This is a genomic window from Acidovorax sp. Root217, assembly GCF_001428645.1.
Taxonomy (GTDB): Bacteria; Pseudomonadota; Gammaproteobacteria; order Burkholderiales; family Burkholderiaceae_C; genus Acidovorax.
This window is the reverse complement of the sequence record NZ_LMIH01000023.1, coordinates 258,979-272,002: the sequence shown is the minus strand read 5'-3', so window position 1 is coordinate 272,002 and position 13,024 is coordinate 258,979. Positions and strand designations below refer to the sequence as shown.

The following is a 13,024-nucleotide window of genomic DNA, read 5'->3' as shown; positions in this document are numbered from 1 at the left end:
TGCCTGCGGTCGGCGCACCAAGCGGCTGCGCCAGGCTCACAGGTACCACCGCCACGCCTGCAGCATGCCTTGCGCGGTGGCTTCGCTGCCGGTGAATGCCGCGAGCACGTGCGCCACCTGCGCGCGGCTGCTGGCCTTGAGCTCATAGGTGTCGTCGAGCGCATCGTCGCCCAGGGCCGCCAGGGCGTTGGCCACCGTGGCGATGGCGCCCAGCGCGGTGGGCAGGTCATCGGCAAAACGGTTCGGGTCGTTGAAGTTTCCTCGTCCCGCCATGTCGAACCAGACGCTACCGTCGTTGCGGTCCAGGATGAATGGGTTGGCGCCTTCCTGCGCGATCACCAGCCAGTGTGCAGGCCAGCCCTTGATCGGGTTGTCGGGGTTGCGTGACCAGGCATAGCCGTCCTGCCGTGCCCAGAGCTTGTGCAGCGGCGGCACGTCCACCGGGTTGCCCCCCGCGTTGATGGCGAGGCCCACCGGGCCTACCGACGCATGCCAGGTCTCGCCCCAGGGCCCCACCTCGCGGTAGAAGGCCTCCACGATGGCGGGCAGAGGGAAGGGCCCTTGCCAGTCGCTGGCGGGCTGGGGTTGCAGGTGGCCCCAGGGGGCGAGCAGCGGGCGCAGGCGGTCGAATGGCGCCACCATGGTCACTCCGAATGCACGTCGGTGAAGGCACCGTTGGCGGTGTTGATGTGGACGAGCTGGCTTGGCTCCCAGGGAATCTCGTAGCCCACCGAGCAGGCACTTTGCGTGGCCCCCGGGCCGTGGTCGGGATGCACTTCGATGAAGCAGGGCGTCAGAAAGCCCCAGAGCGTGCCTTCATTCAATGCAACCCCCGGTGGCACCACCTCGCATTCGAGCAGAAAGGCAACGAGCGCCGGGGTGGCGTCGTCGCGGATCTGCCGGGCATTGGCGAGCAAGCGCGAGAAAGCCTGGGCCTGCGCTGCCGTCGGCCCCTGTTTGGCGCCATGCACGCGCAGGGCAAATCCGTCGCCCAGGTGGGCAATGCCGACCGTTCCTTCCCAGACCTTGGACTGGCCTTCGGCGGACAGGGCACCGAAGGGTGCTGCCTGCAGGTTGCGGGTGAACATGCCCATGGGGTCCTTTGCGGCGGGTGTGGGGGTGCCCAAGTATCCTGCAGGATCCGCGCACTCGGCGATCCTCCCTGCTGCGGTACCGCCTGCAGATACCTGCGGTGCCTGCGGCGAACCCCGTGCCTGCGGTCGTCCTGCACAGGGCGGGGCCTGCCTGCAACCCGCCCGGGGAATATTTGGCTTGGCGTTTTGCGCAAGGCATGCCTAAGATGTTTCCAACGGGGGGCAGGGGGGTGAGCGACGGCCAGGCCCCTTCACGAAAAGGGCTGTATGGCATCTGATTTCTCCGGGGCCTACTGGGAGCACAATCCTGACGCGCTGCTGGTCATCGCGCCGGACGGTGCTGTCCTGCACTGGAACCCGGCAGCGGAAGCCACCTTCGGCTACACCGAGGCCGAGGCCCGGGGCCGCAGCCTGGCACAGCTGATTGTGCCGCCGGACCAGGTACACGACGAGGAGTCGATCTGCGCCGAAGCCCTGCAGTCCGGCGTATCCGTGCACGAGTCGGTGCGCCGGCGCAAGGACGGCTCGCTGGTCCATGTGAACGTGTCCACCCGGGCTGTCTTTGGCGAGGGCGGTCAACTGGCCTACTTTCTGTCGAGCAAGAAGGACGTCACCCAGCTCAAGGTGCTGCGCGATGCCAAGCTGGTCGAGGCGCGCTTTCGCGACCTGCTCGAATCCACGCCCGATGCCATCGTGATGGTCAACGCCACCGGGCGCATCGTGCTCGTGAACTCGCAGGCCGAGCGGGTATTCGGCTACCCCCGGGCCCAGTTGCTGGGGCAGGCGGTCGAGGTGCTGCTGCCCCAGCGCTACCGCAACGCCCACCTGGGGCACCGCAGCGGCTTTTTCGTCCAGCCGCGCACGCGCACCATGGGGGCGGGTCTTGAGCTGTATGGTGTGCGCAGCGACGGCAGCGAGTTTCCGGTGGAAATCAGCCTGAGTCCACTGGAAACGGAAGAGGGCACCATGGTGATGAGCGCCATCCGCGACATCACGGCGCGCAAGAAGGCCGACCAGAAGTTCCGCGACCTGCTCGAATCGGCGCCCGATGCCATGGTGATCGTGGACCGGGATGGGAACATCGTGCTGGTCAACTCCCAGGCCGTCAAATTGTTCGGCTGGGCGCGCGAGGAGCTGCTGGGCCAGCCGATCGAGCTGCTGGTGCCCACGCGCCACCGCGGCCAGCACCCGCGGCACCGAGGGGGGTTCTTCACCGAGCCGCGCACCCGCTCCATGGGGGCAGGTCTGGACCTGTACGGCCTGCGCAAGGATGGCTCCGAGTTTCCGGTCGAGATCAGCCTGAGCCCGCTGGAGACCGAAGAGGGGCTGTTCGTCTCCAGTGCCATCCGCGACGTGACCGAGCGCAAGCGCTTCGAGCAGGCGCTGCGCGACAAGAACCTGGAGCTGGAGAACGCCGCGCTGGTCAAGGACCGCTTCCTGGCCAGCATGTCGCACGAGCTGCGCACGCCGCTCAATGCCGTCATCGGCTTCACCGGCACCCTGCTCATGCGCCTGCCGGGGCCCCTCAACGCCGAGCAGGAAAAGCAGCTGCGCATCGTGCAGACGGGCGCGCGCCACCTGCTGTCGCTGATCAATGACCTGCTGGACGTGGCCAAGCTGCGCGATGGCAAGCACGTGCTTCAGTGGGAGATGGTGGATTGCTGCGCAGTGGTGGAGGAGGTGGCTGCGACCCTGGGCCCTGATGCGCAGCGCAAAGGCCTGGCCTTCGTGGTGAGCATGCCCGAGCATGCAGTCCTTGTCCGCACCGACCGGCGCGCCCTCGCCCAGGTGGCCATCAACCTGGTGGGCAATGCCATCAAGTTCACGGGCCAGGGTCAGGTGCTGGTGCAGCTCGATGCGCCGGACCCGGCCAGCCCGCGGCTGAGCCTGCGCGTGCAGGACACCGGGCCCGGCATCCCCCTCGTGGACCAGTCGCGGCTGTTCGAGCCGTTTTCCCGGGTGGAGGGTGCCGAGCGGCACCAGGAGGGTTCGGGCCTGGGCCTGCACCTGAGCCGCAAGCTCGCCCAGGCGCTGGGCGGCGACATCACGCTGCACAGCCGGCCAGGCGAGGGCAGTACCTTCATTCTTGATTTGCCGGGAGCCCAGGGATGACGGCCCGCATCCTGGTCATCGAAGACGACGAAGCCAGCCGCATGCTGGTGACTTACCTGCTGGAGGCCGATGGCTACCAGGTCTACAGCGCGTCCAACGGGCGCGATGGCGTGCGCGCCGCGCTGGAGCATGGGCCCGATCTCATCCTGTCGGACCTGCAGATGCCGGTCATGGACGGTTATGAGGTGGCCAGGCTGCTGCATGCCGACCCCGGCTGGCGCCGGGCTCCGCTGGTCGCCGTGACGGCTTTTTCCATGCCCGGAGACCGGGAGAAGGCGCTGGAGGTGGGCTTCCAGGACCACATCTCCAAGCCCATCGACCCGGAGCGCTTCGTGCGCCAGGTCGAGGCCTATCTCTCGCCGTCATCGCGGGCGGTACGCCCGCCGCGGTGATCCACAAGCAAGGAGGGCGGCAGCCATGGCAAAGATCCTCGTCGTGGACGACCAGGCCCCCAACCGGGCCCTGGTCGTCACGCTGGTGCGGCATGGCGGCCATGAGGCCCTGGAGGCCGTGGACGGTGCGCAGGCGCTGGCCCTGGTGCGCGCCGAGCGGCCGGCGCTGGTGATCTCGGACATCCTCATGCCCACCATGGACGGCTACGAGTTCGTGCGCCAGCTGCGCTCCGATCCCGCGCTGGCGGCCACCCGGGTCATCTTCTACAGTGCCCACTACCAGGGGGAGCAGGCGCGCAGCCTGGCGCTGGCCGGAGGCGTCTCGGAGGTGCTGGTCAAGCCCTGCGAGCCGCAGGACATCCTGCGCGCCATCGAACGCACGCTGGCGCAGGCGGCTCGCGGCTTCGAGGGCGCACCCCCGGTCGTGGAGCCAGCCTTCCGCTCCCAGCACCTGCGCCTGGTGACCGACAAGCTGCGGGGCAACGTGGTGGAGCTGGAGGCCACCAACCGCCGGCTGGCGGCGCTCACCGAGCTCAATCTGCAGCTGGCCTCCGAGCGCGACCCGGCCATGCTGCTCAACAAGGTCTGCACGGGCGCACGCGACTCATAGGCGCCCAGTACGCCGTGCTGTGCGCCGTGCGCAAGCCGGGCGATGCGTCGCTGGTGTGCACCAGTGGCATCGACCCGGTGCTGGCGCGCTCGCTGCCTGCGCCCGATGCCTCGTCAGGCCTGCTGGGGCGGCTGCAGACGGAGCGCCGCTCGCAGCGGCTGCTCAACCCCGGCGGCGACCCCACCATGGCGGGTCTGCCGCAGGGCTACCCGCCGCTGTACTGCGCGCTGGAGGCGCCGGTCACCTCGCTGGCTTCGTCCTATGGCTGGATCTGCCTGGCCAACAAGGAGGGGGCCGACCACTTCAGCGCCGAGGACGAACGCATCCTGTCCATCCTGGCGGCGCAGGTGGGGCGCATCTATGAAAACGGCAGCCTCTACCTGGAGGTGCAGCGCCATGCCGAGCAACTGCACATCGAGGTGATCGAGCGCCGGCGGGCCCTGGAGGAGCTGCGTGCCAGCGAGGCCAGATTGCACCGGGCGCAGGTGCTGGCCAAGATCACCCACATCATCAGCGGACCGGGCGGGCAGTTCGAGAGCTGGCCCGCCACGCTGGCGCAGATGCTGCGGCGCGACCCGAACACCATGCCGGCGTCTGCCCGGGAATGGATCGGCATGGTGTACGCCGACGACCGTGCACTTGTGCGCAGCATGGCCTTGCAGGCAGTGCGCGAAGGGGTGCGCATGGACTTCACCTACCGCCTGTGGCGTGCCGATGGGGCGCTCTTGCACCTGCGCCAGGTGATGGAGCCGCTGCCCGGCGAAGGCGCTGCCCCCGAAGGCTTGCGCTGGTTCAACACCATCCAGGATGTCACGGCGCAAAAGCGGGCCGAAGAAGCGCTGCGCGAGAGCGACCGGCGCTTCAACGAACTGCTCGACAAGGTCGAGATGGCCTCGCTGATGCTGGACCGCAACGGCTGCATCACCTACTGCAACGACTGCCTGCTGCGCCTGACGGGCTGGGAGCGCGGCGAGATCTTCGGGCGCAACTGGTTCGAGCTGTTCCTGCCGCCGGGCATGGACGGCATGCAGCGGGGGTTCGAGGACATGCTGGCCGACCGGCCGGCCGCCTGGCATTTCGAGCAGGAGATCCTTACGCGGTCCGGCGGGCGCCGGCTGGTTTACTGGAACAACACGGTGCTGCGCTCCGTCGATGGCGAGGCCATGGGCATCGCCTGCCTGGGCGAAGACATCACCGAGCGGCGCGAGGCCGAGCACAAGATCAAGCGCCTCAACCGCGTCTATGCCGTGCTCAGCGGCATCAGCACGCTGCTGGTGCGCATGCGCAGCCGCCAGGAGCTGTTTGCCCAGTCCTGCGACATCGCGGTACGGCACGGGAAGTTCCGCATGGCCTGGATCGGCCGGGTCGACCGCGCGGCGCAGCAGGTGATTCCCATGGCCATCGCCGGCACCGACCCGGACTTCTTCGACGACCTTGCCGGCCGCCTGTCGTATGCGGACGAGCCCTCGGGCGTCTACAGCCTCACGGCCACGGTGGTGCGAGAAAAGCGCGCCGTGGTCTGCGACCAGGTCGAAGGCGATCCCCGGGTGCTGCTGCCGGCCAGGCTGCAGGCCCGTTCGGTGGCCTCCCTGGCCGTGCTGCCCCTGTTGGTGGCACACGAGGTGGTGGGCGTAATGGCGCTGTTTTCCGACGAGGCCAGCTTCTTCGATGCCACCGAGATGAAGCTCCTGGGCGAGCTGGCCGGCGACATCAGCTTTGCGCTTGACCACCTCGAAAAATCCGACCGCCTGAACTACCTGGCCTACTACGATGACATCACCACCTTGCCCAACCGCACGCTGTTTCTGGACCGCGTGAACCAGCACATGCGTGCGCGCGAGGGCCACCGGCCGCAGGGTGCGCCCTTCCTGGGGGTGGCGCTGATCGACGTGAACCGCTTTCGCATCGTCAACGACACGCTGGGGCGCTCGCTGGGCGACGAGCTGCTCAAGCTGGTGGCGCAGCGCCTGCAGTTGCATGCCAGTGCGATGGACATGCTGGCGCGCATTGGCGTCAACAGCTTTGGCGTGGCCGTGTGCGAGGCGCGCGATGCGAGTGCGGTGGCCATGGCCGTGGACCACCTGGTGCGCGCCTGCTTCGACGAGCCCTTCCAGCTGGGCACGCAGGAGCTGCGCATCACTGCGAAGGCGGGCGTGGCCCTGTTCCCCATGGATGGCGGCGATGCCGAGGCGCTGCTGCGCAATGCCGAGGCCGCGCTCAAGAAGGCCAAGGCCTCGGCCGACGCGCTGATGTTCTACACCTCGGAGATGAATCTGCGCGTGGCCGAGGCGCTGAGCCTGGAGAACCACCTGCGCGAAGCGCTGGAGCGCGGCGAGTTCGTGCTGCACTACCAGCCCAAGCTGCACCTGGCCAGCGGCGAGGTGACCGGCGCCGAGGCCCTGATCCGCTGGAACGACCCGCGGCGCGGCCTGGTGCCGCCGGGGCAGTTCATCCCCATCCTCGAAGAGACCGGCCTGATCTACGACGTGGGCCGCTGGGCCCTGGGCCAGGCGCTGGCCGACAACCTGCGCTGGCGCGCCGCAGGCCTGGCGCCAATACGGGTGGCGGTGAATGTCTCCTTCCTGCAGCTGCGCCACCGGGGTTTCATCGAACAGGTGCGCGCGGCTGTGGCGCACGGCCCAGAGGCTGCTGCCGGGCTGGAGCTGGAGATCACCGAGAGCATGGTGATGGACGACGTGCAGCGCAGCACCCAGAGCCTGCACGCCATCCGCGAGATGGGTATCACCGTGGCCATGGACGATTTCGGCACCGGGTTTTCCTCGCTGAGCTACCTGGCCCGGCTGCCGCTCGACACGCTCAAGATCGACCGCTCGTTCATCCTGCACATCGCCGCCGGCCCCAAGGGCAGCGCGCTGGTGTCCACCATCATCAACCTGGGCCATTCGCTGGGGCTCAAGGTCGTGGCCGAAGGGGTGGAGACCGAGGAGCAGTCTCGCCTGCTGGCACTGCTGGGCTGCGACGAGATCCAGGGCTTTCTCTACAGCCGGCCCGTGCCGGCCGATGTGTTCGAGCAGCAGTTCCTGCGCGGCGCGCAGCCCGCCAGTTGATGAGGACATTGCTGCCCGGCGGCGGTTCGCAGCTGCCCTATGATTTGGGGCTCTGCATTTGAATGCCAGGCCCATGGGCGAAGAACACGACTACCAGCGACCATCCCCAGCGGACGACCAGACGCGCCGCGCACTGCGCACCAACACCCTGGCCATCCTCGCCTTCTGGCTGGTGGTCATGGGGGCGCTGTACTTCGGCATGAAGCAGTTCATGGCGCCGCGCGGCGCCACGGTCACCTCCACCGGCTCGCTGGTGATCCCGCGCCACAATGACGGCCACTTCCGCGTGGCGGGCACCATCAATGGGGTGCCCGTGAACTTCATGGTGGACACGGGCGCCAGCCTGATCGCCGTGACCGATGCGGTGGCGAAGAAGGCCGGCCTCACGGGTGGCGTGCCCACCACCTTCCGCACGGCCAACGGCAACCGCGAGGGGCGGGTAGCCCCCTCCGACTCCGTCACGGTGCGCAACCTTGCGGTATCGGGCCTGCGTGTGGGCACGGGCTATACCGGCGAGAGCGAGGACGACGCGCTGCTGGGCCAGAACTTCCTGCGCCAGTTTGACGTGGAGATCAAGCGCGACGCCATGGTGCTCAACCCGCGCGGGAGTTGAGCACCCAGGTGCCGGGCATCAGCCCTTCTTCTGCACCGATTGGATGATGCTGGAGAAATCCAGCGCACCATGGCCCGCCAGGCTGTGCGCTGCGTACAGGTTGCGCGCCAGGCCGCCCAGGGGCGTGGCGGCCTTCACGGCGGCGGCGTTCTCCTGCGCCAGGCCCAGGTCCTTGAGCATCAGGTCGGTGCCAAAGCCACCGGCGTAGCCCTTGCTGGCAGGGGCCGTCTCCATCACGCCGGGCATGGGGTTGTATTTTTCGAGCGCCCAGTTGCCGCCCGAGCTGCGGCGCATGATCTCCGACAGCACCTTGGGGTCCAGGCCATTGGCCACACCCAGGGCAATCGCTTCGCTGGTGCCCGCCATCAGGATGCCCAGCAGCATGTTGTTGCAGATTTTGGCCGTCTGGCCCGCACCCACGCCACCGGCGTGGAAGATATTGGCGCCCATCTTTTCGAGCACGGGGCGCGCACGTTCCAGGTCGGCCTCGTCGCCGCCCACCATGAAGGTCAGCGTGCCGGCAATGGCGCCGCCCGTGCCGCCCGATACCGGCGCGTCGATGAAGGCCACGCCCTTGGCCTTGGCGGCCTCGGCCACCTTGCGCGAGGTGGCGGCGGCGATGGTCGAGCAGTCGATCACCAGCGTGCCGGCCGGCAGCTGGGCCAGCAGCTCGCCGGTGCCCAGGAACAGGCTGTCCACATGCTGGCTGGCGGGCAGCATGCTGATGACCACTTCGGCGCCCTGCACGGCGGCTGAGGCATCGGCCGCGATGCCCACGCCATCGGCGGCCAGCTTGTCGCGCGCGGGCTGCGAAAGGTCGAAGGCCCGGACTTCGTGGCCCGCCTTGTGCAGGTTCACGGCCATGGGGCCGCCCATGTTGCCCAGACCGATGAATGCGATTTTCATGTTCGTATCTCCTTGGTGTCGTTGTGATGTGGAAAGGGGGTCAATCCGTGGCGATGTCTGCGCCCCGGCCGGCGAGTTCCTCACGCAGCACGGAGCGGTGGCAGCGCGCCTCGCTCTCGCAGTAGCAGCCGACCGACATGGCACCATGGTGCGAAAGGGTGGCCAGCAGGTCCAGCGTGCGGCTGGTCTCGGGCTGGGCCAGTTCCTTGCGGAACTGCTTCACGAAGGCTTGCCACTCCTTGTCGCTCTGCGCCTGCTGGCCTTGGGCCATGAGTTCGGCGCTGGGCGAGAGCAGGGGGTACCACACGTCGTACCAGTTCTGGCTGCCGAACTCGGCCTTGGGCACACCGCGCGGCGGCCGGCGCACGGTGCCGATGCGGGTGCCTTCACCGGGGGCACGCGGGGTGCCGAGGCGGACGATGCGAAGTGGCATGGTGGTGGCTTCTTGGGTGGCGCGTCAGTCGTCGGCCTCGAAGATGCTGTGGCGCTTGGTCGCTGGCTTCTTTTTGGTGGCGGTGCCTGGCTTTTTTGTGGCCGGGCTGGCCTTGGCAGCGGCCGACTTGCGCGGCGGCGTGGCCTTGGCCTGGGGGTTGTATGCCAGGGCCGTGTCGATCCAGAAGCTCCACTGCGTGCGCGTGGCGTAGCCATTGGGCTCGATCCAGAAGTAGCCCTTCATGCCGCCACCGGGCGACAGCTCGCGCGTGTTCTGCATTTCCTGGAACTCCGGGTGGCGGTCCGGCGGCAGGCGCACCAGCAGCTCTTCGCCTTTGACGCCGATGCACAGCTTGCCATCCACGAAGAAGCAATAGCAGCCGAACATGGTGCGCTCGTCCCCATCGCTGCGCTGCGCCAGCGCGGCGCGCACGGCGTCGATCAGGTGCAGGGTCTCGTCGGAAAGGGGGCGGGCGGGCATGGGTTCGGCGGGCTCAGCGGATCACGTCAGGGGCATCGCCGTCGAGCATGCGCCGCGCAATGATCACGCGCATGATCTCGTTGGTGCCCTCCAGGATCTGGTGCACGCGCGCATCGCGCAGCAGGCGCTCCAACGGGTACTCGCGGATGTAGCCGTAGCCGCCATGCAGCTGCAGGGCCTCGTTGCAGACGGTAAAGCCCACATCGGTGGCAAAGCGCTTGGCCATGGCGCAGTAGGTGCTCGCATTCGGGTCGCCCGCATCGAGCTTGCTGGCGGCCATGCGCACCATCTGGCGCGCGGCCACGAGCTCCGTTGCCATGTCGGCCAGTTTGAACTGCAGCGCCTGGAAGCTCGCAATCGGCTTGCCGAACTGCTTGCGGTCGTGCATGTACTGCTGGGCCTGCGTGAGCGCGCCCTGGGCGGCGCCCACCGAGCAGGTGGCGATGTTGATGCGCCCGCCGTCCAGGCCCTTCATGGCAATCTTGAAGCCCTCGCCCTCGCGGCCGAGCAGGTGGTCGGCCGCAATGCGCACGTTGTCGAAGCTGATGGTGCGCGTGGGCTGGCTGTTCCAGCCCATCTTTTCTTCTTTCTTGCCGTAGCTGATGCCCGGTGTGTCGGCCGGCACCGCAAAGGCCGAGATGCCGCCCGCGCCCGAGGCCGCATCGCCCGTGCGGGCCATGAGCACCAGCACGTCGGTGGCGCCCGCGCCCGAGATGAAGGCCTTGGAGCCGTTGATCACGTACTCATGCCCCACCAGCTCGGCCCGGGTCTTGAGCGAGGCCGCGTCCGAGCCCGCGCCGGGCTCGGTCAGGCAGTACGAGGCGAGCTTTTCGCCGGTGGTCAGCAGCGGGCCCCAGTGGTCGCGCACGGCCGGCGTGGCCCAGGTGCCCAGCATCCAGGTCGCCATGTTGTGGATGGTGATGAAGGCCGTGGTGGACGGGTCCACCGCCGCCATTTCCTCGAAGACCAGCGTGGCATCGAGCCGCGGCAGGGCCAGGCCGCCCGCAGCCTCGGGCGCATACAGGCCGCAAAAGCCCAGCTCGCCGGCCTTGGCAATGGCCTCCTTGGGGAAGATGCCTTCGGCGTCCCAGTGTGCCGCGTGAGGCGCGAACTCGGCCCGCGCAAAGTCGCGGGCCGTCTGGGCAAAGGCGCGTTGTTCTTCGGAGAGCTCAAAGTCCATGGTGTCTGTCTCGCTGTCGTCTTTGTTGTTCTGTTGGGGCAATGCGCTCAAGGCTTGGCGGGGCTGTCCATGCTGAGCCAGCGCATCAGCCCCATGCGGCGCTCCTGCGTCTCGCGGGTCAGGCACTCGTGGTAGAGCCGGGGCCCTTCGGGCTGCTGCTCGCTGGCACGAGTGGCCTGCTTGCACTGCGTGGTGCGCGCGCGCAGCCAAGCCGAGTGCTCCTGGCGCAGCTGCGGGCGCTCATGCGCCGACAGCGCGCGCATCACGTCGCCGTAGAGCACGGCCATGGTGGTGTCTGCCGCCTGGAAATCCTGCACCGCGCAGGCATTGGTCTCGGCCACCGTGCCGCCTTGCCGGCAGGCGGCACCGGCCTGGGCGAGTGCGATGGATGGACCCATGAGCAAGGGCAGGGCGCAGGCAATGGCCTGGGCAGCAAGGCGCGCCATGGTGGCTGGCGGGGAGGGCAATGGATCTCGGTACATGCAGCCGATTTCACCATGCCCTGCCAGCCATGCCCTCACAACGCACAGCGCCGCCTGGGGCCATTTTTACTTCAGGCTGATCGTGGTGTTCACACCATGCGAGGTGGTGCTGTCGTCGAACCAGCGGGCCGTCACGGTCTTGGTCTGGGTGTAGAACATCACCACCTGCTTGCCGTAGGGGCCCAGGTCGCCGAGCTTGGACGCGCGCGAGCCCGTGAACGAGAACAGCGGCACCGGCACCGGGATTGGCACGTTGATGCCGACCTGGCCCACGTCGATCTCTTCCTGGAACTTGCGCGCTGCGGCACCCGATTGGGTGAAGATGGCCGTGCCGTTGCCGTTGGGGTTGCTGTTGATGAACTCGATGGCTTCGTCGATGTCGGCTGCAGGCACCAGGGCCAGCACGGGGCCGAAGATTTCCTGGTCATAGATGGCCATGCCGGGCTGAACGTTCGAGAAGATGGTCGGGCCCACGAAGTTGCCCTTTTCGTAGCCGGGCACCGTGGGCTTGCGGCCATCGAGTTCCAGCGTGGCGCCGTCGGCAATGCCGCGTTCGATCAGGCTCTCCACGCGCTCCAGGGCGGCGCAGGACACCAGCGGGCCCACGTCGGTGCCCTTTTCGGTGCCGCCGTTGATCTTGAGCGTCTTGGCCTTGGCCACCAGCTCGGGAATCCACTTTTGCGACTCGCCCACCAGCACCACCACGGGCAGTGCCATGCAGCGCTGGCCGGCAGCGCCGAATGCGGCGCCGGCAATGGCGTTGAGCGTCTGCTCCTTGTTCGCGTCGGGCAGGATGATGGCGTGGTTCTTGGCGCCCATCATGCACTGCGCACGCTTGCCGGCCAGGGTGGCGCGGTTGTACACATGCGTGCCCACCTTGGTGGAGCCCACGAACGATACGGCCTTGATGTCCTTGTGGTCGCAGATCGCGTTCACGGCCATTTCGCCGCCGTGGATCACGTTGAGCACGCCGGGTGGAATGCCGGCTTCCAGCGCCAGCTCCACCAGGCGCATGGTCACCATCGGGTCCTGCTCGGAGGGCTTGAGCACGAAGGTGTTGCCCGTGGCGATGGCCATGGGGAACATCCACAGCGGGATCATCGCCGGGAAGTTGAAGGGCGTGATGCCGGCGCACACACCGAGCGGCTGCAGCAGGGTGTAGGTGTCCACGCCACCGGCCACGTTGTTGGCCAGCTCGCCCAACTGCAGGTTGCCGATGCTGGCGGCGTGCTCCACCACTTCGAGGCCGCGGAACACATCCCCTTCGGCGTCGGGCAGGGTCTTGCCCTGCTCGGCCGTCAGGATAGCGGCCAGCTCGGCCATGTTCTCGCGGATCAGCTGCTGGTACTTGAGGAAGATGCGGGCACGGGTGCCGATGGGTGTCTTCTTCCAGGTCTTGAAGGCGTCCTTGGCCGAGGCCACGGCGGCATCGATCTCTTCGGCCGTTGCAAACGGCACACGGGCCAGCACCTGTTGCGTGGCCGGGTTCACCACGTCACGCCACTCGGTGGTCTTGGACTCGACGAACTGGCCGCCGATCAGCAGCTTGACGGTGGGGGCCAGTACGGCCGAAGAGGTAGGTGCGTTCATCGGGTTGTCTCCTGAAAGTGGGGGCGCGAAAACGGGGAAGTATCTGGCAACCCGTGCATGGTAG

The 13,024-nt window shown here is 67.9% G+C and carries 13 protein-coding genes; 5 read left to right on the top strand and 8 right to left on the bottom strand.

All coding sequences use genetic code 11. The annotated features are described in order from the left end of the window. Nucleotides 1-36: 36 nt before the first annotated feature. Together ASE31_RS21140 and ASE31_RS21135 are read right to left on the bottom strand one after the other, a co-directional pair. Nucleotides 37-642, bottom strand: coding sequence for a hypothetical protein (locus tag ASE31_RS21140; RefSeq protein ID WP_057203750.1), 606 nt, complete (start codon nucleotides 640-642; stop codon nucleotides 37-39). A gap of 2 nt (nucleotides 643-644) precedes the next feature. Beyond that, nucleotides 645-1,088, bottom strand: a complete 444-nt coding sequence (locus ASE31_RS21135) for a hypothetical protein (protein ID WP_157412603.1) — start codon at nucleotides 1,086-1,088, stop codon at nucleotides 645-647. 273 nt (nucleotides 1,089-1,361) lie between these two features. Here ASE31_RS21135 and ASE31_RS21130 point away from each other — a divergent pair, with 273 nt between their 5' ends. The 5 genes from ASE31_RS21130 to ASE31_RS21115 all read left to right on the top strand — a co-directional run bounded on the left by ASE31_RS21130 (nucleotide 1,362) and on the right by ASE31_RS21115 (nucleotide 7,889). Beyond that, nucleotides 1,362-3,206, top strand: a complete 1,845-nt coding sequence (locus ASE31_RS21130) for a PAS domain-containing sensor histidine kinase (RefSeq protein ID WP_057203748.1) — start codon at nucleotides 1,362-1,364, stop codon at nucleotides 3,204-3,206. Further along, nucleotides 3,203-3,598, top strand: a complete 396-nt coding sequence (locus ASE31_RS21125) for a response regulator (protein WP_057203747.1) — start codon at nucleotides 3,203-3,205, stop codon at nucleotides 3,596-3,598. The genes ASE31_RS21130 and ASE31_RS21125 overlap by 4 nt, the downstream gene beginning before the upstream one ends. Before the next feature lie 25 nt (nucleotides 3,599-3,623). After that, nucleotides 3,624-4,208, top strand: a complete 585-nt coding sequence (locus ASE31_RS32750) for a response regulator (RefSeq protein WP_235514712.1) — start codon at nucleotides 3,624-3,626, stop codon at nucleotides 4,206-4,208. A gap of 14 nt (nucleotides 4,209-4,222) precedes the next feature. Further along, nucleotides 4,223-7,276, top strand: coding sequence for an EAL domain-containing protein (locus ASE31_RS21120; protein ID WP_235514711.1), 3,054 nt, complete (start codon nucleotides 4,223-4,225; stop codon nucleotides 7,274-7,276). A 73-nt stretch (nucleotides 7,277-7,349) separates the two neighbouring features. Then, nucleotides 7,350-7,889 carry a TIGR02281 family clan AA aspartic protease gene (locus ASE31_RS21115; RefSeq protein ID WP_057203746.1) on the top strand — a complete coding sequence of 180 codons (540 nt, stop codon included), beginning with the start codon at nucleotides 7,350-7,352 and terminating at the stop codon, nucleotides 7,887-7,889. An 18-nt stretch (nucleotides 7,890-7,907) separates the two neighbouring features. Here the strand turns inward: ASE31_RS21115 and mmsB are convergent, their stop codons facing one another. From mmsB to ASE31_RS21085, 6 genes are all read right to left on the bottom strand, one after another. Next, nucleotides 7,908-8,795 (bottom strand): 3-hydroxyisobutyrate dehydrogenase, encoded by an 888-nt coding sequence (gene mmsB, locus ASE31_RS21110; RefSeq protein ID WP_057203745.1) that lies wholly within the window; start codon nucleotides 8,793-8,795, stop codon nucleotides 7,908-7,910. 40 nt (nucleotides 8,796-8,835) lie between these two features. Further along, nucleotides 8,836-9,228: a DUF488 domain-containing protein gene (locus tag ASE31_RS21105; RefSeq protein WP_057203744.1), complete on the bottom strand. Its 393-nt coding sequence runs from the start codon at nucleotides 9,226-9,228 to the stop codon at nucleotides 8,836-8,838. A gap of 24 nt (nucleotides 9,229-9,252) precedes the next feature. Continuing rightward, nucleotides 9,253-9,708 carry a TfoX/Sxy family protein gene (locus ASE31_RS21100; protein WP_057203743.1) on the bottom strand — a complete coding sequence of 152 codons (456 nt, stop codon included), beginning with the start codon at nucleotides 9,706-9,708 and terminating at the stop codon, nucleotides 9,253-9,255. Nucleotides 9,709-9,721: 13 nt separating this feature from the next. Then, on the bottom strand, nucleotides 9,722-10,888 hold the full coding sequence (locus tag ASE31_RS21095) for an acyl-CoA dehydrogenase family protein (protein WP_057203865.1): 1,167 nt from the start codon (nucleotides 10,886-10,888) through the stop codon (nucleotides 9,722-9,724). Between the two features lie 47 nt (nucleotides 10,889-10,935). Next, entirely contained in the window at nucleotides 10,936-11,334 is a 399-nt protein-coding gene (locus tag ASE31_RS21090) for a lysozyme inhibitor LprI family protein (protein ID WP_057203742.1), read from the bottom strand. Between the two features lie 102 nt (nucleotides 11,335-11,436). Then, nucleotides 11,437-12,960, bottom strand: coding sequence for a CoA-acylating methylmalonate-semialdehyde dehydrogenase (locus ASE31_RS21085; protein WP_057203741.1), 1,524 nt, complete (start codon nucleotides 12,958-12,960; stop codon nucleotides 11,437-11,439). Between the last annotated feature and the right edge of the window lie 64 nt (nucleotides 12,961-13,024).